Consider the following 22,099-nt stretch of genomic DNA (forward strand, 5'->3'; position numbering starts at 1 on the left):
GCGCTCATCAGAGCCGTACCGGAGGCCGCACCGTGCCGCTTGCGCCAGTTGTCCAGGAAGGGGATGTTCATACAGCTCAGCGTCGCACCAAGTGCCCGCGCCCCGGCGAACGAACCGGGCAGGATCGCCGCGCCCAGTCCGCGCTCGGCGAGCTGGGCGAGCACCTCCGGATCGCTCGCCTCGAAGGCGATGCGCGGCGCGAATCCGGCGGCCGCGCACGCCTCGTCGAGCCGGGTGCGCAGCCCGGTACCGGGCGGCAGGCTGATCAGGGGCCGCCCGCGCAGGGTGTCCAGGGAGATGGCGGAGTGGACGGCCAGCTCATGGTCGTGGCCGACCGCCGCGACGATCGGCTGGTCGGTGAGCACCTGCAGCTCGATCCCGGGCGGCGTCTCCCTGCCGACGCTGACGATCGCGGCGTCGAGCCGCCCCGTGCGCAAGCCCTCGAGGAGCTGGTCCGAGTTGGCCTCGGACAGGGTGATCTCCACCGCCGGATGGGCGTCGTGGAACTCCGCCAGCAGGTCCGGCAAATCGACGGTGTGCGAGGTCACCGTCCCCACCGCCACCTGCCCCCGGAGCAGCCCGGTCAGCTCGTCCACGGCCTGCCGCGCCCCCTCCACCGCGGCGAGCGCCGCCCGCGCGTACGGCAGGACGGCCTCGCCCGCCTCGGTCAGCCGCACCGAGCGGCCGGAGCGGTCCAGCAGCTCCTGGCCCAGCTCCCGCTCCAGCCGCCGGATCTGGGCGCTCACCCCGGGCTGGGCCACATGCTCCCGCTCCGCTGCCCGGGTGAAGTTCCGCTCCTCGGCCACCGCGACGAAGTAGGCGAGCTGACGCAATTCCATAAGCATTCATTCTAGCGGCCAGACCTGCCATCTCTTGGACTTCTGGCCCGGTCGGCCGGAGAGTGGAGAACGCGAAGACGGAGCACAGAGGACCGGACACAGGAGGATCCGACATGACCGGGACGACGCGCGCACGCGCCACCACCCCCGAGGACCTGACCCGGCTGTTCGTCGAGCGCGCCAACGCGGGCGACGCCGAGGGCATGGCCGAGCTGTACGCACCCGACGCGGTGCTCGCGTACCCCCCGGGATCCGTGACCGTCGGCCGGGAGGCCATCCGCGCGGTGTGCCAGGCCCTGCTCGACCACACGACCGAGCCCTTCCGGCCGGAGGAGCCGCTGCCCACCGTCCGCTACGGCGACCTCGCCCTGACCTCGACCCCGTCCTCCGACAACACCGGCGGCCGGGTGCAGGTCGTCCGCCGCGAGCCCGACGGCACCTGGCTGCGCGTCATCGACCGCCCCGAGGTCCGCCCCGCGGCCCGCTCCGCGTCATGAGCGTGGTCATCGCCGGTGCGGGCATCGGCGGGCTGACCGCCGCGCTGAGCCTGCACGCCGCGGGGATCGAGGCCACCGTCGTCGAGAGCGCCCGGGAGATCCGCCCGCTCGGCGTCGGCATCAACCTGCTGCCCCACGCCGTACGGGAGCTGACCGAACTCGGTCTCGGCGACGCCCTCGCCGGACTCGGCGTGGCCATCGCCGAGAACGTGTACGCCGACCGGCACGGCCGCCACATCTTCAGCGAGCCGCGCGGCGTGGCCCAGGGCTACCGCTGGCCGCAGTACTCGATCCACCGCGGGGAGCTGCAACTTCTGCTCCTCGCGGCGGTCCGGGAGCGGCTGGGCCCCGGCGCGGTCCGCACCGGAGCCCGCGTCACCGGCTTCGCGCACGGCCCCGGGGAGGCGGACGGCGTGTGGGCGCGGGTGCTCGACCGGGCCACCGGCACGGTCGCGGAACGCCACGCCGACGCCCTCATCGGCGCCGACGGGCTGCACTCGGCGGTGCGCGCCGCACTCCACCCGGACGAGGGGCCGCCGCTGTGGTCGGGCATCCGGATGTGGCGCGGCACGACCAAGGCCGCGCCGTTCCTCACCGGCCGCTCGATGGCCATGGTGCGCGACGGGGACGCCGAGCTGGTCGCGTACCCGATCGGCCGCGACCGGATCAACTGGGTGTGCCAGGTGAGGGTGGCCGAACCGGGCCCGCTCACCGGGGACGCGGGCTGGAACCGCCCCGGGCGTGCGGCCGATGTGCTGCCGCACTACGCGCACTGGACGCTCGGCTGGCTCGACGTACCCGCCCTGCTGGCCGGCAGCGGGGAGATCCTGGAATACCCGATGGCCGACCGGGACCCGCTGCCGTCCTGGGGGAGCGGCCGCGTCACCCTGCTCGGCGACGCCGCGCACCCGATGTACCCGGTGGGTGCCAACGGCGCCTCCCAGGCCATCGTCGACGCCCGGGTCCTGGCGTACGAGCTGTCCGCACCGGACGGGATAGGGACCGGATTGGCCCGCTACGAGGCCGCGCGCCGCGACGCGACGGCGGCCGTCGTACGGGCGAACCGGGCCATGCACCGGGACGGCGGGCGCGGCCCCCGGGAGCTGGCCCGGATCACCGACACCTATCGGCGCGCCACCGGAAGCGAGGTGGAGTCGCTGAACACCCGCCCGTCCCTGAGCCGCCCCTCCCTGACCCGCTCGTCCCCGATCCACCGCTGAGCGCCCACGGCCCTCGGGCGCGCGGCGCCGCCGGCACGGCCCGGGCGTGCGATGGCGGGCGGGTGAACTCGCGCATAGCGTGGGAAAGGCAGCGCATTCGCGGACGGTTCGGTGCGGCGTCGCGCGGAACCCCGGCGCAGGAGGTCCGGATGGGGTCCGTCTCCTTCCTGCTCATCGTAGTGATCATCACGGCGTTGGCCTTCGACTTCACCAATGGCTTCCACGACACGGCCAACTCCATGGCCACCTCCATCGCCACCGGGGCGCTGTCCCCGCGGATCGCCGTCACCGTCGCCGGAGTGCTCAACCTGGCCGGTGCGTTTCTCTCCACCGAAGTGGCCAAGACGATCTCCAACGGCATCGTGGACGATGCCCGGGTCTCCCTGGCGATGATCTTCGCGGGGCTGGTCGGGGCGATCCTGTGGAATCTGATCACCTGGCTCGTGGGGCTGCCCTCCAGCTCGTCGCACGCCCTCTTCGGCGGGCTGATCGGCGCGGTGTGGGTGGGCGCCGGGGGATCGGCGGTGCGGTTCGCCGAGATCCTCAAGAAGATCGTGATCCCGGCGGTCGCCTCCCCGCTGGTGGCCTGCGTGGTGGCCACGTTCGCCACGTATCTGGCCTACGTGATCACCCGCCGCGTGGCGAGCGGGGCGGTCCGCAAGGGTTTCCGCGCGGGCCAGGTCGGCTCGGCCTCCCTGGTGGCCCTGGCCCACGGCACCAACGACGCGCAGAAGACGATGGGCGTCATCACCCTCTCCCTCATCTCCGCCGGGGTGCTCGGCCACGGCACCGGACCGCCGTGGTGGGTGGTGCTGACCGCGGGCCTGGCGATCTCCCTGGGGACGTACGCCGGGGGGTGGCGGATCATCCGGACCATGGGCCGCGGGCTGACCGACATCCAGACCCCGCAGGGGTTCGCGGCCGAGACCAGCGCCACCGCGGTCATCCTGGCCTCGTCCCACATGGGCTTCGCGCTGTCCACCACCCAGGTCTGCACCGGCAGCATCCTGGGCGCCGGTCTGGGCCGCAAGCTGGCCCAGGTGCGCTGGGGGATCGCCGGGCGGATCGCGGTGTCCTGGCTGCTCACCCTGCCCGCTGCGGCGGCCGTGGGAGGCGTCGCGGCCTGGGTCGCCGACCGGGGCGACGCGGGCGTGGCCCTGGTGGCGAGCGTCGCGGTGGTGGCGGCCGCGGGCTTCTACGCGCTCTCCCGCCGCCGCCCGGTGACCTCCGGCAACGTCAACGAGCTGCCCGCCGCCGAGCGCCCGGAGGAGACCGTCCGTCCGGCGGCCTGACCCGTAAGCGGCCCGGCGTGAGGAGGTGAGCGCGATGGACGTCGAGTGGGGCATTCTCGGAGGGGTCTTCGGCGTCAGCCTGGGGATCACCATCGTGGTGGTCGTGATGTTCTCCCTGGGCATCGCCGCCTGGGCCCGCGCCGCGGGCGGGCCCGGCCCCGGCGGGTCCGCCCGCCAGGGGCGCCGGGGCCGGGACAAGCCGGCCGTGGCCATCGCGATGGTGTGCTTCGCCGCCTGCCTGGCGGTCGCCGGGTACGGCATCGACCTGATCGTCCCGGGCTGACGGGACCGCCGCATCCCTGGGATCATGGGAGTTCGCAAGAGCACCGCCGGGACCAGGGCGGTGCCCGTCCCCTGGGAGAACACACGGTGTCATCCGGAGCCGACGCCCCCATATCCGACGCGGTCCGCCCCGATCTGCGGGCCGACTGCGGCAGCTGTTTCGGGCTGTGCTGCGTCGCCCTGCCCTTCGCGGCCTCGGCCGACTTCGCCGTCGACAAGGCGGCCGGGCAGCCCTGCCGCAACCTGGAGAGCGATTTCCGCTGCGGCATCCACTCCCGGCTGCGCGAGAAGGGCTTCGCGGGCTGCACCGTCTTCGACTGCTTCGGCGCCGGTCAGAAGGTCTCCCGGAGCACCTTCGAGGGCCGCGACTGGCGGACGCGCCCGGACACCGCGTCCCGCATGTTCGCCGTCTTCCCCGTGATGCGGCAGCTCCACGAACTCCTCTGGTACCTCACCGAGGCCCTCACCCTCCCTGCGGCCCGCCCCCTCCACGACGAGCTGCGCCGGGCGCTGCGCACCACCGAGCGGCTGACCGAGGGCAGCGCGGAAGAACTCCTCGCGCTGGACGTGGCCGCCCACCGGGACGAGGTCAACGCCCTGCTGCTGCGCACGAGCGAACTGGCCCGGGCCGGGGTCCGGCCCAAGGGCCGGGGCAAGCGGAAGAACCACCGGGGCGCCGATCTCATCGGGGCCCGCCTCCGGGGCGCCGATCTGCGCGGCGCCGGCCTCCGCGGGGCTCTCCTCATCGCGGCCGATCTCACCGGCGCCGACCTGAGCGCCGCCGATCTCATCGGGGCCGACCTCCGCGACGCCGACCTGAGCGGCGCCGACCTGACCGGCGCCGTCTTCCTCACCCAGGCCCAGCTGAACGCCGCCCGGGGCGACGCCGCCACCCGGCTGCCGTCCGGCCTCACGCGCCCCGCGCACTGGTAACCGTCCCCCGGCGCGGTGTGAAACCCTGGCTGCCATGTCCGAACCCGCCGACGCGCCCGTGATCCTCGGCGATGAGCCCGGATCGTTCGCCCGGAGTGTGCTGGCCGAGCGGCATCCGGCGCTCATCGAGAAGGTACGGGACGCCTTCCCGTACGGCCCCGAACAGCACCGGGCGCTCGACGCCCTGCGCCACGACCACGCCGAGGGCGTCATCACCCCGCTCGACCCGGGCGCCCACGACCACGACCGATGGCGGACCTGGGGGCGGGGGTACGTCGGCCGCTCATGGTTCGAGGTGCCCTTCCTCTGGATCGAGAGCTACTTCTACCGCCGCCTCCTCGGGGCCGTCGGCTACTTCGCCCCCGGCCCCTGGCAGGGCATCGACCCGTTCCGGCCCTTCAAACAGGCCGAGCTGGACACCCCCGAGGCCGCCCGCGAGCTGACCGCTCTCGACCACCTCCTGGACCGGCCCGCCGACGAGGCCGGGGACGCGCTGCTGCACGGCTCGCTCTGGGGCAACCGCGCGGACCTCGGCTTCCGCATCACCTCCGGCGGCGCCGCGTCGTCGGCGGCGGCACCGCTGGTGGCCGACGACGCGGACGTGCTGTGGCGGCTGCTGCCCGCCGGGGCCCCGGCCACGCTGTGCCTGGTCGCCGACAACGCGGGCCGCGAGCTGCTCCCCGACCTCGTCCTCATCGACCATCTGCTCCGCCACCGGCGCGCCGAGCGGGTCGTCCTGCAGGTGAAGCCGTATCCGTACTACGTCTCCGACGCCACCACCTCCGACGTCGTCGACTGTCTGCGCCGTCTGGCGCACGCCGAGGGCGCCGCGGGCGAGGCCGGGGCGCGGCTGTGGGCGGCCATGGCCGACGGGCGGCTCACCGTCCGGGCGCACGACTTCTTCTGCGCGCCGCTGCCGTACGCCGAGATGCCGGACGATCTGCGGCGGGAGTTCGCGGACGCCACCGTGACCGTGCTCAAGGGCGATCTGAACTACCGTCGCCTGGTCGGCGACCGGATGTGGCCCCCGACCACGCCCTTCGCCGACCGCACCGCGTACTTCCCCGGGCCGGTGGCCGCCCTGCGCACCCTGAAGTCGGACGTCATCACCGGCCTCGACGCGGACACCGTGGCCGCGCTGGACGCGCGGGAGCGCTACTGGCGCACCAGTGGCACCCATGCGCTGATCCAGGTGCGGCCCTGACCCTTCTCGCGATTCAGCTGCGCCCGGATCCCCGGTACAGCTCCAGCTCGCCGTCCAGCTCCACGGCGAGCACGGTCGCGTGGTCGTCCAGGTCGGCGGCCGCGGGCGGGTCGATCCACAGCACCCCCGGCACCTCGTGGAGACCGCCGATGACCCGGTGGTCCAGCGGGGTGCCGGTGCCCAGCACCCGCACCCGGCGGACCGGGGTGCGCAGGCCCCGCACGCCGATGGGGCCGCGCGGGATGTCGAAGACGGTCAGATAGAGGGTGCGGCGGTCGGAGCCGAGGGTGCTGGGGCCGTAGTGGTGCCCGGCGGGCAGGCCGCGCACCGTGCCGTACACGGCCTCCGCGTGGCGGGCGATCCAGTCGCCCATGCCCTCCAGCCGCTCGATCTGCTCGGCCGGGATCGTGCCGTCCTCCCTCGGACCGACCGACAGCAGCAGATTGCCACCGGCGCCGATGGTCTCGGTGAAGTAGCGGATCAGCTGCCCGGTCGACTTGTAGTTGTGGTCGTGGTGCTGGAAACCCCAGGAGTCGTTGAAGGTCAGGCACAGCTCCCAGGGCCCGGCCGGTGGCTCGATCGGCACGCCCTGTTCCGGTGTCGCGTAGTCGCCCTCGCTGAGCATGCGCGCGTTCAGCACGCAGTCCGGCACCTCCGCGCGGATCAGCGCGGCCAGCTCCCGGATCCGCCACTGCTCCTCGGTACGCTCCCACTCCCCGTCGAACCAGAGCAGATCGGGGCGGAAGCGGGTGGTCAGCTCGTGCACCTGGGCGTCGCGGTAGGCGAGGTAGCGCGCCCAGGCCGCCGGGTCCGCCTCCTCCTCGGGGACCTCGGCGTACGGATTGTTCTCCTGCTCCGGGGGCCTGCCCGTGTAGCGGGTGGTGGCGTAATCGGGGTGGTTCCAGTCGTTGTGCGCGTAATACAGTCCGACCTTCAGCCCCTCCGCGCGCAGCGCGTCCACGTACGGGGCGACCAGATCGCGCCCGGCCGGGGTGCGCGTCGCGACGTTCAGCTCGCCCTGGGCGGTGTCCCACAGGGCGACGCCGTCGTGGTGGCGGCTGGTGAGCACCGCGTAGCGGGCCCCCGCGCGGGCGAACAGCCGCGCCCACGCGGCGGGGTCGTAAGCCGCGGCGGTGAACCGGTCGAGCTGCGCCATGTACTGGTCGTGCGGGACGTCGCCCTCGAAGAAGGACCACGACTCCTGCACACCGTCGACGGCGTAGATGCCCCAGTGGATGAAGATGCCGAACTTGGCGTCCGGGAACCACGGCTGCATGGCCATGCGGGTCAGCCCCTCGTGAACCGGAGGGTGAGGATCTGGAAGGGCCGCAAGGTCACGGTGACACTGCCGTCCTCGTGCCCGGTGACCGGCTGCGCGTCGTCGACCGGCCGCTCCAGGAGATCCACGACCGTGGCCCCGGTGTGCGTGAAGCCCGGACGGAGGGTGGTGCGGGCGCGGCCGCCGAGCGATTCGTAGAGCCGCACGACGACATCGCCGGAGCGGTCGTCGGCCATCTTGACCGCCTCGACGGCGGCGGCCGGGCCGTCCGTGGTGACCAGCGGGGCGGGCGCGGTCCGGGCCTCGGCCACCCGCAGCGGGAGGTTGAGCGCGTACCCCTCGGCGATCGCGTCCTGGATGGTGGCGCCCGGGAGCAGGGCGTAGGTGAAGCGGTGCCGGCCCTGGTCCGCCTCGGGGTCGGGGACGCGCGGGGCGCGCACCAGGCTGAGCCGCACCGTGGTCGTCGTGCCGCCGTCCTCGCGGGTGGTGCGGGACACGTCGTGCCCGTACGTCGCGTCGTTGATCACCGCGACCCCGTAGCCGGGCTCGCCCACATGCACCCACCGGTGGCCGTACACCTCGAACCGGGCCGCCTCCCAGCTGGTGTTGGTGTGCGTCGGGCGGTGGACGTGGCCGAACTGGATCTCGGCGGTGGAGCGGTCGGCGTGGACGTCCACGGGGAACGCCGCCTTGAGGAGCTTCTCGCTCTCGTGCCAGTCGATGTCGGTGTCGATGTCGATACGGCGGCTGCCCGCCCGGACCGTGATCGTCTGGACGATCCGCGAGCCCTTGCCGAAGGCGCGCTCGACGCGCAGCGCACCGAGCAGCGGGCCGGCTTCGGCGACGGTGACCGACTCGGCGTCGAGCAGGTCGGTGTAGCGCTGCTGGTAGTGCTTGTCGACGTCCCAGGCGTCCCAGCAGTTGGGGAGGTCGGTGTGGAGCCGCAGCAGATTGCCGGGGGCGCCCGGGGCGAAGACCTCGCGGTCGGCGGTGAGGTCGCGCAAGGAGGCGAAGGTGCCGTTCTCGGCCAGTTCGAGACGGATGAGGCCGTTGTCGAGCACCCGGTCGCCGACGACGACGGGCTCGATTCCGGGACTCGGGGCGAGCGGGGCGCTGCCGGACGCGGGGACCTCGGCGTGGACGGCGACCCGGCCGTCGGACAGCGGCTGCCCGTCGGCGAGGCCCGCGGGCACGGCGATGACCTCGGCGCGCGGGCGGGGGCTGGTGTTGTACACATGCGGCCGGGCGGGATCCTCGCCACCCCCCGGGGCGGCCGGCGCCTCCAGGGCCGAGGAGATGACCTCCGCCAGCTCCGCCGCCACCCGCGCGTACTCCGCCTCCGCCTCCCGGTGCACCCAGGCGATGGACGAGCCCGGCAGGATGTCGTGGAACTGGTGCAGCAGCACCGTCTTCCACAGCCGGTCGAGCCGCTCGTACGGATACGCGTAGCCGGGCGCGCGCAGCGCGGCCGCCGTCGCCCACAGCTCCGCCTCGCGCAGCAGATGCTCGCTGCGCCGGTTCCCCTGCTTGGTGCGGGCCTGGGAGGTGTACGTGGCGCGGTGCAGCTCCAGATACAGCTCCCCGGACCACACGGGGGCGTCCGGGTACTCGGCGCGCGCGGCGGCGAAGAAGTCGTCCGGGTGCTCGATGACGACCTTCGCCGAGCCCTCCAGATCGGCCAGCCGGCGCGCCCGCTCCAGCATCTCGCGGGTGGGGCCGCCGCCTCCGTCGCCGTGCCCGAAGGGGGCCAGCGAGCGCGTACCGCGCCCCTTGTCGGCGTAGTTGCGGACCGCGTGCGCCATCTCCTGACCGGAGAACTCGGCGTTGTAGGTGTCCACCGGCGGGAAGTGGGTGAAGATCCGGGACCCGTCGAGCCCTTCCCACCAGAAGGTGTGGTGGGGGAGCTTGTTGGTCTGGTTCCAGGAGAGCTTCTGGGTCAGGAACCACTCGTTCCCGGCGAGCCGCGCCAGCTGCGGGAAGCAGGCGTTGTAGCCGAAGGAGTCCGGCAGCCACACCCCCTTGGTCTCGATGCCGAACTCGTCCAGGAAGAAGCGCTTGCCGTGCACGAGCTGGCGGGCCATGGCCTCGCCGCCGGGCAGGTTGCCGTCCGCCTCGACCCACATGCCGCCGACCGGCGCCCACTGCCCGGCCCGTACCGCCTGGTGGATCCGCTCCCAGACCTGCGGATACCCCTCCTTGACCCATGCGTACTGCTGCGCCTGCGAGCAGGCGAAGATGAACTCGGGGTACTCGGCGGCCAGCGCCGTGACGTTGGAGAAGGTGCGCGAGGTCTTGCGCTTGGTCTCGCGGATCGGCCACAGCCACGCGGAGTCGATATGGGCGTGGCCGACGGCCGACATGGTGTGGGCGGAGGCGTGCGCGGGGCGCTCCAGCACACCGCGCAGGGCGTCGCGCACGGCGCCGGCGGTGCCGGACACGTCCTCCAGGTCCAGCCGTCCCAGCGCCCGGTCGATGGCGTGCGCGATCTCGTGGCGGCGCGGCTGGTGCTCGTCCAGCTCCAGCATCAGTTCGCGCAGCACCGCGAGGTCCAGGGCGAGGTGCCACACGTTCTCGTCCAGCACCGCGAGATCGGCGCGGGCGAAGGTGTACAGCGGGGCGCGGCCCGCGGTGAGCTTGTCGCCCAGCGGGGTGGGGGCGGCGAAGTCGTTCGCCAGGATGTCGGGGTTGGAGGCGGCCTCGATGAGGTACGCGACCTGTTCGCCGCCCTCGGCCGGGTTCGCCACGGCCACGTACTGGTTCTGCGGGTTGACGGCCTTCAGCGGGCTGCCGTCCAGGGTGTGGACCAGCGCCTCGGCCTGGTTGCCCGGCCAGTCGCCGACGAAGCCCAGGTCGAAGACGGCCTCGACCCGCCGCCCCGCCCACGCCGCCGGCACCTCGCCCCGGGCCCGGAACCAGGTGGTGCCCCACGGCGGCCCCCACGGGGTGCCGAGGGCGAACGGCTCGTACGGGGCGGCCGCGGCCTCCCGATACGGCACCGGCTCGTCCGGCACCTGCCACGCCTCGAGGGTGAGGGGCACGGACGCGGCGTGGACGGCCGGCTGTATGCGCTGGGTCAGGACGCGCTCGACGCGCTCCTCGATACGACGGCGTTCATCGTGCATGACGGGGGTTCCTACTTCCGGTTCAGATACGCGAGGCCGGGGTGCCCGCTCGCGTAGTCGTCGACGAGACGGCGGGCGACGGCCACCGAGTCCACGAGCGGATGGAGGGCGAACGCCTTGGCCGCGGTGGTGCGCGAACCGCTCTCGGCGGCGGCCATGACCTCGCGTTCGACGGCCTTGACGGAGCACACCAGGCCGGTGGCGTGATGGGGGAGGGGAGCGACGGAGACGGGGCGGGCGCCGTTGGCGTCGACCAGGCAGGGCACCTCGATGACCGCGTCCGCGTCCAGGACGCCCAGGGTGGTGCCGTTGCGCACGTTGAGGATCAGCGTGGCGCGCTCGTCGCGGGCGATGGCGCGCATCAGGGCGAGCGCCACCTGCTCGTAGCCGCCGGACTCCGCGTCCTGGGTGTCGCGCTCACCGGCGCCCGCCGCCTCGCGGTTCTCGGCCATGTACGTGGCCTCGCGCTCGGCGCGGACGCGGTCCCAGGTGGCCAGCGGCGGGGCGGCGGGGTCGCGCATCGCCTCGTAGAACGCCGCCTGCTGGTCGCGGAGGAACGCGCCGCGGGTCTGCTTCGCCTCCTGGTAGGCGCGCACCGCCTCGCGGTTGAAGTAGTAGTAGTGCAGGTATTCATTGGGGATCGCGCCGAGGGAGCGCAGCCAGGCCTGACCGAACAGCCTGCCCTCCTCGAACGAGTCGAGGGCGGTGTCGTCGGCGAGCAGCCGCGGCAGCTCGTCGCGCCCGTCGACGCGCAGGCCCCGCAGCCAGCCGAGGTGGTTGAGCCCGACGTAGTCGATCCACACCCGGTCCGGATCGGCGCCCAGGACACGGGCGACGCGGCGGCCGAGACCCACCGGGGTGTCGCAGATGCCCATGACCCGGTCGCCGAGGTGGCGGGACATGGCCTCGGTGACGAGCCCCGCCGGGTTGGTGAAGTTGATGACCCAGGCGTCGGGCGCGAGCCGGGCGACGCGCCGCGCGATGTCCACGGCGACGGGCACGGTGCGCAGCCCGTACGCGATGCCACCGGCGCCGACCGTCTCCTGACCGAGAACGCCCTGGTCGAGGGCGATCCGCTCATCGGTGGCCCGGCCCTCCAGACCGCCGACGCGGATCGCGGAGAACACGAACGCGGCCCCGCGCAGCGCCTCGTCCAGGTCGGTGGTGACGGTCACGGCCGGGGCGTCCGGTACGCCGTCGGCCTGCTCGCCGAGCACCCGGGCGACGGCCGCGAGCCGGGCGGGGTCCAGGTCGTGCAGGGTGACCTCGGTGACGCGGCCCTCCGCGTGATCGCCGAGCAGCGCCCCGTACACCAGCGGGACGCGGAATCCGCCGCCGCCGAGGATCGTGAGTTTCATATCCGCACCACTTCCACTCCGGCCTCCTCGAACGCGGCACAGGCCGGCAGGGTCGAGGGGACATTGGTCACGACGGCGTCGAGGTCGCCGGGTTCGCACACCTTGGCCATCCCGGTGCCGGGGAACTTGGCCGCGTCGGCGAGGAGCACCACCCGGTCACAGGCCGCGATCATGGCCCGCTTGACCGGCACCTCGACGACCGTGGTGTCCATGACCTGGCCGCTGGGGCGGACGCCGCTGGTGCCCAGGAAGAGCCAGTCGGCGTGCAGCTGGCGCAGGTTGTCCTCGGTGAGGAAGCCGACCAGCGAGCGGTACTCGCGCCGGAGGACCCCGCCGAGCAGCACCAGCTCGATGGCGGTGTCGTCGGCCAGCTCCTCGTAGACCACCAGATTGCTGGTGATCACGGTCAGTCTGCGGCCGTGCAGCTGCCGGGCGAGGCGGTAGGCGGTGGTGCCGATGTCCAGCAGCACGGTCTGCCCGTCCTCGACCATGTCGGCGGCCCGCAGCGCTATGGCGTCCTTCTCCGCCACCCGTACCTCGGCGACCTCGGCGAAGGGCTGGTCGCCGCTCTCCACGACCGCGCCGCCGTGCACGCGGGTGAGCAGCCCCTCCTCCTCCAGCTTCAGCAGATCGCGGCGGATTGTCGCGGCGCTCACGTTCAGCTGGGCGGACAGGTCCGCCACAGCGGCCGGTCCACCGGAACGCAGCGCTCGCAAGATCATCTGATGTCGTCGCTCAGCCAGCACGCCGTGCACAGTACTCGTCATTCTCAATCATTTCTATGCTTGCTTCTGCTCAACTATTGCTCTTTCTGATCGGGAGGCGCACGATCCTGTGCCACACCTTGCACACTTTTGAAGGGCGGTGGGAGCGGTGCACCTCTCCCGGAGAGGGCTGCTGCGCGCGGGACTGGCCACCACGGCGGTCGCGACGCTCGGCGGCACCACAGCGGGCTGCTCGGTACCGAGCGGGTCCACGGGCCGCGACATGACCCTCTGGTACTGGACCGGCGGGCTCAGCGACAAAGTCGTCGCCGACGCCAGGAGGCGCTTCACCGACGTCTCGCTGAAGCCGGCCCAGATCGGCGGATACTTCAAGTCCAAGCTGCTGACCACGATGGCCGGCCGGTCGTACGTCCCCGACATCACCGGCCTCAAGGGCGAGGACATGGCCTCGTACCTCCCGAACGCCGGACAGTTCGTCGATCTGCGCACCCTCGGCGCGGACCGGCTCAAGAGCCAGTACCTGCCCTGGAAATGGGCGGAGGGCTGCACCCCCGACGGCCGCATGGTCGGCTTCCCCATCGACACCGGCCCGGTCGCCCACTACTACATGCCCGCCGTGTTCGACCGGGCCGGACTGCCCACGGACCCCGCCGACGTCGCCCGGGAGATGAACACCTGGGACGCCTACTTCGCGGCGGGCGAGCGGCTGAAGCGGAAGGTCCACGGCGCGTATCTGCTCATCGACGCGCTCACCGTCTACCAGTACATGCTCGCGCAGAGCACCCTGCGGTACGTCGACAAGGAGCGGCGGTTCATCGGCGACCACGAGCATGTGCGCCGCGCCTGGGGCAAGTCGATCGAGGCGTACCAGCGCGGCCTGTGCTCGAAGTACCAGTCCGGTACGCCGGACTCCAACGCCGCGATCGAGAAGGGCCTGCTGCCCAGCCAGCTCGGGGCCTCCTGGGCGGCCGGGGACCTCAAGCTGAGCGTGCCGAAGACCAGTGGCAAATGGCGGGTGGCGGCCATGCCCGGCGGCGCCGCCAACAACGGCGGATCGTTCCTCGCCATCACCAAGTACTGCCGGGAACCCGAGCAAGCCTTCGAGATCATCACCTGGCTGCTGGACCCCGCCAACCAGGCCCGTGGCTTCACGGACGCCACCCTCTTCCCGTCCACCCCCGCCTCGTACCGGCGCAAGGCGATGCGCGCGCCGGACCCGTTCTTCGGCGGCCAGGTCACCATCGACGTCTTCGGCCCGGCGGCCGAGAAGGTCCCGGTGGCCTACCACAGCCCCTATGACTACGCCCTGGACCAGGTCGTCAACGACGAACTGCGCAACGTGAACATGCTCGACAAGAACCCCGCCCGGGCCTGGAAGGACGCCATGAGCAAATGCCGACGCATAGCGGAGCACATGGGGGTGCTGATATGACCGCCGTGCCCGGGCTCGGTGCCCCGCCCGCCGCCCGGGGCGGCGCGAAGGCCGCCTCCGTGCCCCACAAGCCCCGCTCCATCCTCGGATACTGGCGGCTCTACCTCGCGATCTCCCCGTTCTACCTGCTCTTCCTCGGCTTCGGCCTCATCCCGGTGGGGTACTCCCTCTACCTCTCGTTCCACCGCTGGGACGGCCTGGGGCCCATGGAATACGCGGGGCTGTCGCAGTACCGCTATCTGCTCGGCGACGCCCAGTTCTGGCACGCCCTCACCAACACCCTGACCATCTGGGTCATGTCCACCCTGCCGATGCTCTTCATCGCGCTGGTGACCGCCGTGATGCTCAACTCCGCGGTGCGCTTCAAGCAGTTCTACCGCTTCGCCTACTTCCTGCCGAACGTCACCTCCGTCGTCGCCGTCGCGATCATCTTCTCCTCGGTGTTCTCCACCAACTTCGGCCTCGCCAACGCCGTGCTGCAGGGGCTAGGGCTGGACCAGGTGGCCTGGCTGAACTCCACCTGGGGCATCAAGGTCGCCATCGCCGTGCTGATGACCTGGCAGTGGACCGGCTACAACGCGCTGATCTTCCTGGCCGGGCTGCAGACCATCCCCGGCGAGCTGTACGAGGCCGCCCGCGTGGACGGCGCGGGACCGGTGCAGACCTTCTTCCGCGTCACCGTGCCGATGATGCGCCCGATCATCCTCTTCACCCTCGTCGTCTCGACCGTCACCGGCCTGCAGAGCTTCACCGAACCCCAGGTGCTGCTCTCCAACACCAACAACACCTCGACCTTCGCGGGCGGCCCCGGCAACTCCGGCCAGACGATGGTCCTCTACTTCTTCCAGCAGAGCTTCGACAACAACGACTTCGGCTACGGCGCCGCGATCGCCTGGGGCATCTTCCTCGTCGTCGCCCTCTTCTCGATCATCAACTGGCGCTTGGTGCAGCGCAAGGACAACGCGTAGGGAGACCGTCATGCAGCGTATAAAAGGTGTGAGGGGCATGAAGGGCACACGCGCCCGAGGGCTGAGCCTCCATATCTCGCTCCTCGCCGGGGTGCTGGTCTCGCTCTTCCCCTTCTACTGGACCATCGTGATGTCGACCCGCACGTCGACCGAGATCTTCCAGTTCCCGCCGAAGCTGCTGCCGGGCTCGCACTTCCTGGAGAACGTCCGCCATCTCTTCCAGAACATCGACTTCTTCGGCTCGATGGCCAACACCCTGATCGTCGCGGTCTCCGTGACCTTCCTGGTGCTCTTCTTCGACTCGCTCGCGGCCTTCGTCTTCGCCAAGTACGAATTCCCCGGCCGCCGGGTGCTGTTCGTCGTGATGATGGGCATCTTCATGGTGCCCGCCCAGCTCCAGGCCATCCCGCAGTTCGTCATCATGGCGAAGCTGGGCTGGATCGGCTCCCTCACCGCCCTGGTGGTACCGGCCGCGGCCAACGCCTTCGGCATCTTCTGGATGCGCCAGTACATGAAGGGCGCCATCCACGACGAGCTGATGGACTCCTCCCGGCTCGACGGCTGCGGCTTCCTGCGGCAGTACTGGCACGTGGCGCTGCCCGTGGTCCGGCCGGGCCTCGCCTTCCTCGGCATCTTCACCTTCATGGGCCAGTGGAACGACTACGCCTGGCCGCTGATCGCGCTGATCAACCCCGACCATGTGACGCTCCAGGTCGCGCTGTCCCAGCTCAACAGCGTCCATGGCACCACCGACTACGGCATGGTGATGGCCGGGGCGCTGCTCGCGCTGCTCCCGCTGCTCGTGGTGTTCTTCATCGGCGCCCGCCAGATCATGGCGGACCTCGGCAAGGGGGCCATCCGCTGATGGCCGCGCACGCGAAGATGTGGGGAGAGCTGCGGCCGTGGGAGTCCCCCGAGCTGACGTCCTGGCGGCGGCTGCCGATGCACGCGGTCGACCGCGTGCCGGGCAGCCTCTCCCTGGACGGCCCGTGGCGCTTCCAGCTGCTGCCCGCGCCCACCGCCGAGCCCACCGGCGCCTGGACCCGGCTGGAGGTCCCCGGCCCCTGGACCACCCAGGACACCGGCGACGTCCCCTGGTACACCAACGCGCGGATGCCCTGGCCGCAGTACCCGCCGCACACCCCCGCCGACAACCCCACCGGAGTGCACGAGCGGGAGTTCACCGTCCCGGAAGCGTGGGCGGGCCGCCGCATCGTCCTGCGGGTCGGCGCCGCGGAGAGCGTGCTGCTCGCCGAGGTGGACGGCCGTCCGGTGGGGATCGCCAAGGACTCCCACCTCGCGAGCGAGTTCGACATCAGCCACGCGGTACGCCCCGGGGCGACCGGCACCGTACGGCTGACCGTGGTGAAGTGGTCCGACGCCTCGCACATCGAGGACCAGGACCAGTGGTGGCACGGCGGCATCACCCGGCCGGTCCTCCTCTACGCCACCGACCCGCTGCACCTGGCCGATGTGCGGATCACCGCCCCGGCGGACGGCCGGCTGCGGGTCGACGTCCAGGTGCGCTCGGCCGACGGCGCGCTGCCCGCCGGATGGCGGGTCTCGGCCCACCTCGACGGGGTCGGGGAGCTGGCCGTGGACGAGGAGTACGCCGCCTGGTGCGCCGAGGAGGCCCGGGTCTCGGACTTCCTCGGCGAGACGCGGCTGCGCTTGGCCGTACCCGGGGTCCGCACCTGGTCCGCCGAGACGCCCGAGCTGTACGGGCTCACCGTGACGCTGCACCGTCCCGACGGGACGACCGCCGACACCTCGCACCACCGCGTGGGTTTCCGCACCGTCGCGGTCGTGGGCCGGGATCTGCTGATCAACGGCGAGCGGGTGTTCATCCGCGGCGTCAACCGGCACGACTTCCACCCGCTCACCGGGCGCACCGTCACCCCCGCGGAGATGCGCGCCGACCTGGAGACCATCAAGCGCTTCGGCTTCAACGCCGTCCGCGCCTCGCACTACCCCAACGACCCCGCGCTCCTGGACCTCGCCGATGAACTCGGCCTCTACCTGGTGGACGAGGCGAACATCGAGAGCCATGACCACGCCCATGAGATCGCCGACGATCCGCGCTACCTGGCCGCCTTCACCGACCGGGTCGCGCGCATGGCGCTGCGGGACAAGAACCACCCGAGTGTCGTCATCTGGTCGCTGGGCAACGAGAGCGACTACGGCGCCAACCACGACGCCGCCGCCGGCTGGCTGCGGCGCTACGATCCGACCCGTCCGCTCCAGTACGAGGGCGCGGCCAAGACCGGCTGGGCCTCGCCGGAGGTGGCGAGCGACATCGTCTGCCCGATGTACGCCTCGCTGGACGAGATCGTGGCGCACGCCACCTCCGGCGAGCAGATCAAGCCGCTCATCCTGTGCGAGTACTCGCACGCCATGGGCAACAGCAACGGCACCCTCGCCGACCACTGGGCCGCCATCGAGACCACCCCCGGGCTCCAGGGCGGCTTCATCTGGGAGTTCTGGGACCACGGCATCCTCCAGCGGCTGTCCGACGGCCGCCCCGCCGGTCGCGGCGGCGTGGGCGCGTACGCCCACGGGGTGGCCGCCGAGGGCCACCGCTGGGCGTACGGCGGCGACTTCGGCGACACCCCGAACGACGGCGTGTTCTGCGCGGACGGAGTGGTCTTCCCCGACCGCACCCCGAAACCCGCGCTGTACGAACACCGTGAACTCGCCGCGCCCGTGCGGCTGTCGCGCGAACCGGACGGCTCGGTGCGCCTCACCAACGCCCAGCACTTCCGCGACCTGTCCTGGCTGACGGCCGAGTGGCGACTGTCCCTGGAGGACGCGGGCACCCGTACCGCCCCGGCCACCCTGCCCGCCGCGCTCCCGCCCGGGGAGTCGGCCCGCCTCGCCCTTCCGGCCGAGCTGGTGGACCGGCTGCCGGCGGACGGCGGCGAGGCATGGCTCACGCTGCGGGTCACCACCCGCGGCGACGAACCCTGGGCGCCGCGCGGCACCGAGGTGTGCACCCCGCAGATCCGGCTCCGTGAGCGGCCCGCGCCCTGGGCCGTCACCGCCTCCGGACCGGCCGTCCCGGCCGCCACGGTCGATGCCCAGGGGCTGTTGCGCCATCCGCTGCTGACCTCCCCGCCCGTGCTCAGCCTGTGGCGCGCGCCCACCGACAACGACGTGCTGGGCGGCGCCGCCGACCACTGGCGCGCGCTGGGCCTGGACCGGCTGACCCGGGAGCCGCGCTCGGTCGACCGCGACGGCGCCCGGACCCTGGTGCGCAGCGCGTACCCGACCGCCGCGGGCACCGTCGAACACCTCCAGGTCTTCACCCCGCTGCCCGACGGCGGCCTGCTGGTGGAGGAGACGGCCGACCTTCCCGAGGGCCTGACCGACGCGGCGCGCGTGGGCACGGTCTTCGAGACGGTGTGCGGCCTCGACCACATGGAGTGGTACGGCCAGGGCCCCTGGGAGACGTATCCGGACCGGTGCGCGGGCGGGCCGGTCGGCCACCACAGCGCCCGGGTCGACCGGCTGTTCACCCCGTACCTCCGGCCACAGGAGAGCGGCGGACGGCACGGGGTGCGCGGCTTCTCGCTGCTGTCGGCCGACGCGGACGGCGGGCTGGCGGTACGGCTGGACCGGCCGCGGCAGGTGTCCGTCACCCGCTACCGGGCGGCCGATCTGACCGCCGCCACCCACCACGACGAGCTGGTGCCCCGGCCGCGGTGCGTGGTGCACCTGGACGCCGCGCACCGCGGTCTGGGCACGGCGGCCTGCGGTCCGGACACCCTGCCCCGCTACCGGCTGGGGGCGGGCACGTACCGCTGGGCCTGGACCCTCCACCGGCGGTGACGCCGGTGGAGGTCAGGATTTGACGCTTCCGGCGGTGAGTCCGCCCACGATGAACCGCTGGAGCATCGCGAAGACACACACCACCGGCACGCTGACGATCGTGGCGGCCGCCATCAGGGGGCCCCACGCGGTGCCGGTCTGGCCGACGAACGTGTTCAGCAGCACCGTGACCGGCTGCACCTCGGGGTCGCTGTTCACGGTGATGCCGAACACGAACTCGCCCCAGCCGAGCAGGAAGGAGAAGGCGCCCACCGCGATCAGCCCCGGCCGCATCACCGGCAGCACGATCCGCCACAGCACCCCCGGCAGTCCGCAGCCGTCCACCAGCGCCGCCTCCTCGATCTCGGCGGGCATGGCGCGCACCAGCGGCCGCAGCACGATCACCGCGAAGGGCAGGGTGAGGGTGGTGTCCGCGATCACCAGGCCCAGCAGCGTGTTGTTCAGCCCCGCGTCCCGGAGCACGATGAACAGCGGGGCGGCCAGCACGATGCTCGGCAGCAGCTGCGCCACCAGCAGCGACAGCACCATCGCCGCCGAACCGCGCATCCGGATGCGCGCCACGGCGTAGGTGAGCGGCACCGCGAGCACCAGGGTCAGCGCCACCACGCCCAGCGAAATCGCCACGCTGTTGAGCAGCGCCTGCCCGAGCATCGGCTTGTCCAGCGCCCGGGCATAGCTCTCGCCGCTGGGCGGGGAGGGGAACCACTGCGGCGGCGAGCTGAGCACCTCGTCGGGCCGCTTCAGGGAGGTGGCGATCATCCAGTACAGCGGCAGCAGGAAGAAGGCGGTGATGACGCCCGCGGCCAGGGTGAGCAGCCAGGGGTGGCGGGGGCGGGTCATGCGGCGGCTCCTTCCTTGCGCAGCCGGCGTACGTACGCCACGGCCACCAGCAGCGGCACCAGCAGCAACAGGGTGCCCGCCGCCGCGCCCCGGCCGAGCTGGAAGAGCAGAAACGCCGACTGGTAGACGTAGAGGGGGAGGACGGTCGTGGAGTCGACGGGGCCGCCGCCGGTCAGCACGAAGACCAGGTCGAAGACCTTGAAGGTGTACACCAGGCCGAGCAGCAGCACCGCCGCCGCCACCGGCCGCATCAGCGGCAGCGTGAGGTGGCGCAGCCGCTGCCAGGGCCCCGCGCCGTCGATGGCCGCCGCCTCGTAGAGGGCGGGGTCGATGGACTGGAGCCCGACCAGGAGCAGCAGCATGTTGAAGGGCACGCCCACCCACACGTTGGCGGCGATGACACCGGGCAGCGCGGTGGCCGGGTCGGTCAGCCAGTTGTGCGCCAGCGCGTCCAGCCCGACGGTGCGCAGCAGTTCGTTGTACGCGCCCGAGTCGGCGTCCAGCATCCAGCGGAACAGGGTGCCGCTGACGATGGGCGGCAGCAGCCACGCCACCAGCATCAGCCCCCGGAACAGCCCGGCCAGCGGGAACCGCCGTACGAACAGCAGCGCCAGCGCGAAGCCGATGGTGAACTGGAAGACCAGCGAACCGGCCGTGAACAGCAGGGAGATCCGGGCCGCGTGCCAGAAGGCGCCCTCGGAGACCACCGCGTCATAGTTGTCGGTGCCGTTGTACGCCCAGTCGCCGGTGACCAGATCACCGATCTCGACCTGGTGGACCGAGGTCCAGAGGTTGTAGAGGAGCGGGAACAGCATGGTCGCGCCCAGGAAGAGCAGCGCGGGCGCCGACATGCCGTATCCGGCCCGGGTGCGGCGCGTGGCGAGGGAGCCGCCGCGCCGCCGGCCACCGCCCGCCGCCGGGCCGGTGAACACCACCGGCTCCCGGACCTTCACCTGTGTGCCGGGTGTGCTGTGCGTGGTCATCGCGGCCCCGCTACTTCGACAGCTTCGGCGTGATGGCGTCCGCCGCCTTCTTCGCGGCGGCCCCGGGGGAGGAGCTGCCGGTCAGGGTGGCCTGCAACGCCACGGCCATGGCCTGGGACATCTGCGGATAGTGTTCCCCGTACGAACGCGGCCGGGCGTTGCCGAACTCCCGCACGAACACCTTCAGGGTGGGGTCGGTGGCCCAGTCGCCGCTGTCCGCCATGTCGCTGCGCGCGGGCAGCAGCCCCACCGACCCCAGATAGGCCGCCAGGGGCTTCTTCCGCTGGCTGTACTCGATGGCCCGCCACGCCTGGTCGGCCTTGCCGCTGGTCTTGAGGATCACCCAGTTCTCCCCGCCCAGGCAGCTCGCGGGCTCCTTGTCCACCGGGATGGGCACCACGCCCCACTTCACCTTGGACTGCTGCTTGAGGCCGGGCAGTTGCCACGGCCCGTTGATCTGCATGGCCGCGCGGCCGGAGGTGAACTGGGTGTTGACGTCCTGCTGGGTCCAGCCCACGCACTGCCGGGACAGCGCGCCCGCCTTCACCAGATCCCCCAGATAACCGAGCGCGGTGGCGCCGCCGGTGGCGAAGGTGTCCAGATCGCCGCCGGCCGACCACAGGAAGGGCAGGAACTGGAAGACCCCTTCCTCGGTCCTGATCGCGCTCATCGCCAGCCCGAAGGTGCTGCCCCGGGTCAGCTCGCGCGCCGCCGCCGACAGCTCGTCCCAGGTCTTCGGCGGTGTGACGCCCGCCTTCTCCAGCAGCTCGGTGTTGTAGTAGAGGGCCAGGCAGTTGGCGTTGTTGGGGACCGAGTAGGTCTTGCCGTCCACGACGCCGCTGCTCCACGGGCCCTTGTAGTACGCGTCGGCCTGCCCCCACTCCTTCACCCGGTCGGTGAGGTCGGTGAGCAGCCCTTGCGGGGCGAGGGAGTTCATCGAGGTGTTGTCGATGATCGCCAGGTCCGGCAGATCGCCGGACGCGGCCCCCTTGATGATCGCGGGCTCCAGCTCGGCGTACGGAAAGGTCCTCCTCGTGATCTTCAGCCCCGGAACGCTCTTCTCGATGCCGGCGATCAGGGCCTTGATGCCGGGCTGACGGGCGTCCTCGACGAGGTAGTCCCACCAGACGAGGTTCTTCGCCGAAGATCCGCCGCCCCCGCCGCCGCAGGCGGTGAGGGGGCCGCCCAGCCCCGCGGCGAGCAGCCCGGAGCCCGATATCCGCAGGAAGGAGCGGCGGCCGAGAGGACTTCTCTCCGCGGTAGCCGGGGGCCTGTTGGCTCGGTTGGCCATGTGCGT

The 22,099-nt window shown here is 72.1% G+C and carries 18 protein-coding genes; 10 read left to right on the top strand and 8 right to left on the bottom strand.

Features of this window, described 5'->3' with window-relative positions:
- Nucleotides 1–839: LysR substrate-binding domain-containing protein (locus tag ABZ562_RS31960; RefSeq protein ID WP_361486302.1), on the bottom strand; the 839-nt coding region annotated here is incomplete at its 3' end.
- 113 nt (nt 840–952) lie between these two features.
- On the opposite strand from ABZ562_RS31960, the gene ABZ562_RS31965 reads away from it, so the two are divergent.
- The 6 genes from ABZ562_RS31965 to ABZ562_RS31990 all read left to right on the top strand — a co-directional run bounded on the left by ABZ562_RS31965 (nt 953) and on the right by ABZ562_RS31990 (nt 6,267).
- On the top strand, nt 953–1,336 hold the full coding sequence (locus ABZ562_RS31965) for an SgcJ/EcaC family oxidoreductase (protein WP_361486305.1): 384 nt from the start codon (nt 953–955) through the stop codon (nt 1,334–1,336).
- Nucleotides 1,333–2,556: a flavin-dependent oxidoreductase gene (locus tag ABZ562_RS31970; RefSeq protein WP_361486307.1), complete on the top strand. Its 1,224-nt coding sequence runs from the start codon at nt 1,333–1,335 to the stop codon at nt 2,554–2,556. The genes ABZ562_RS31965 and ABZ562_RS31970 overlap by 4 nt, the downstream gene beginning before the upstream one ends.
- A gap of 149 nt (nt 2,557–2,705) precedes the next feature.
- Nucleotides 2,706–3,848 (top strand): inorganic phosphate transporter, encoded by a 1,143-nt coding sequence (locus tag ABZ562_RS31975; protein WP_361486309.1) that lies wholly within the window; start codon nt 2,706–2,708, stop codon nt 3,846–3,848.
- A gap of 34 nt (nt 3,849–3,882) precedes the next feature.
- Nucleotides 3,883–4,131: a hypothetical protein gene (locus ABZ562_RS31980; protein ID WP_361486312.1), complete on the top strand. Its 249-nt coding sequence runs from the start codon at nt 3,883–3,885 to the stop codon at nt 4,129–4,131.
- Between the two features lie 86 nt (nt 4,132–4,217).
- Complete coding sequence (locus tag ABZ562_RS31985; RefSeq protein WP_361486315.1) at nt 4,218–5,063, top strand: pentapeptide repeat-containing protein; 846 nt, start codon at nt 4,218–4,220, stop codon at nt 5,061–5,063.
- Nucleotides 5,064–5,097: 34 nt separating this feature from the next.
- Complete coding sequence (locus ABZ562_RS31990; protein WP_361486317.1) at nt 5,098–6,267, top strand: damage-control phosphatase ARMT1 family protein; 1,170 nt, start codon at nt 5,098–5,100, stop codon at nt 6,265–6,267.
- A gap of 13 nt (nt 6,268–6,280) precedes the next feature.
- On the opposite strand, the gene ABZ562_RS31995 is transcribed toward ABZ562_RS31990, so the two are convergent.
- Genes ABZ562_RS31995 through ABZ562_RS32010 form a run of 4 tightly spaced genes read right to left on the bottom strand, consistent with a single transcriptional unit; the run spans nt 6,281 to nt 12,772 of the window.
- Nucleotides 6,281–7,549, bottom strand: coding sequence for an alpha-L-fucosidase (locus ABZ562_RS31995; RefSeq protein ID WP_361486319.1), 1,269 nt, complete (start codon nt 7,547–7,549; stop codon nt 6,281–6,283).
- A 5-nt stretch (nt 7,550–7,554) separates the two neighbouring features.
- Nucleotides 7,555–10,668: a glycoside hydrolase family 38 C-terminal domain-containing protein gene (locus ABZ562_RS32000; protein ID WP_361486321.1), complete on the bottom strand. Its 3,114-nt coding sequence runs from the start codon at nt 10,666–10,668 to the stop codon at nt 7,555–7,557.
- A gap of 11 nt (nt 10,669–10,679) precedes the next feature.
- Nucleotides 10,680–12,026 carry a 6-phospho-beta-glucosidase gene (locus tag ABZ562_RS32005; protein ID WP_361486324.1) on the bottom strand — a complete coding sequence of 449 codons (1,347 nt, stop codon included), beginning with the start codon at nt 12,024–12,026 and terminating at the stop codon, nt 10,680–10,682.
- Nucleotides 12,023–12,772, bottom strand: coding sequence for a DeoR/GlpR family DNA-binding transcription regulator (locus ABZ562_RS32010; protein ID WP_361486472.1), 750 nt, complete (start codon nt 12,770–12,772; stop codon nt 12,023–12,025). The genes ABZ562_RS32005 and ABZ562_RS32010 overlap by 4 nt, the downstream gene beginning before the upstream one ends.
- 127 nt (nt 12,773–12,899) lie before the next feature.
- Between ABZ562_RS32010 and ABZ562_RS32015 the strand changes: the two genes are divergently transcribed.
- Genes ABZ562_RS32015 through ABZ562_RS32030 form a run of 4 tightly spaced genes read left to right on the top strand, consistent with a single transcriptional unit; the run spans nt 12,900 to nt 18,979 of the window.
- The gene (locus tag ABZ562_RS32015) at nt 12,900–14,183 is read left to right on the top strand and encodes an extracellular solute-binding protein (protein ID WP_361486475.1); all 1,284 of its coding nucleotides are present in this window, start codon (nt 12,900–12,902) and stop codon (nt 14,181–14,183) included.
- The gene (locus ABZ562_RS32020) at nt 14,180–15,151 is read left to right on the top strand and encodes a sugar ABC transporter permease (RefSeq protein ID WP_361486326.1); all 972 of its coding nucleotides are present in this window, start codon (nt 14,180–14,182) and stop codon (nt 15,149–15,151) included. The genes ABZ562_RS32015 and ABZ562_RS32020 overlap by 4 nt, the downstream gene beginning before the upstream one ends.
- A gap of 10 nt (nt 15,152–15,161) precedes the next feature.
- Nucleotides 15,162–16,016, top strand: a complete 855-nt coding sequence (locus tag ABZ562_RS32025) for a carbohydrate ABC transporter permease (RefSeq protein ID WP_361486328.1) — start codon at nt 15,162–15,164, stop codon at nt 16,014–16,016.
- Nucleotides 16,016–18,979 (top strand): glycoside hydrolase family 2 TIM barrel-domain containing protein, encoded by a 2,964-nt coding sequence (locus ABZ562_RS32030; RefSeq protein ID WP_361486331.1) that lies wholly within the window; start codon nt 16,016–16,018, stop codon nt 18,977–18,979. Before ABZ562_RS32025 ends, ABZ562_RS32030 begins: the two co-directional genes overlap by 1 nt.
- A gap of 12 nt (nt 18,980–18,991) precedes the next feature.
- Here the strand turns inward: ABZ562_RS32030 and ABZ562_RS32035 are convergent, their stop codons facing one another.
- From ABZ562_RS32035 to ABZ562_RS32045, 3 genes are read right to left on the bottom strand one after another with little or no spacing between them, the layout of a single operon-like run.
- Nucleotides 18,992–19,819 (bottom strand): carbohydrate ABC transporter permease, encoded by an 828-nt coding sequence (locus ABZ562_RS32035; RefSeq protein WP_361486334.1) that lies wholly within the window; start codon nt 19,817–19,819, stop codon nt 18,992–18,994.
- Nucleotides 19,816–20,802, bottom strand: a complete 987-nt coding sequence (locus ABZ562_RS32040; RefSeq protein WP_361486336.1) for a sugar ABC transporter permease — start codon at nt 20,800–20,802, stop codon at nt 19,816–19,818. Before ABZ562_RS32040 ends, ABZ562_RS32035 begins: the two co-directional genes overlap by 4 nt.
- A gap of 10 nt (nt 20,803–20,812) precedes the next feature.
- On the bottom strand, nt 20,813–22,093 hold the full coding sequence (locus ABZ562_RS32045; protein ID WP_361486339.1) for a sugar ABC transporter substrate-binding protein: 1,281 nt from the start codon (nt 22,091–22,093) through the stop codon (nt 20,813–20,815).
- Nucleotides 22,094–22,099: the final 6 nt, after the last annotated feature.

The organism is Streptomyces sp. NPDC019937 (genome assembly GCF_040631655.1).
GTDB lineage: Bacteria > Actinomycetota > Actinomycetes > Streptomycetales > Streptomycetaceae > Streptomyces.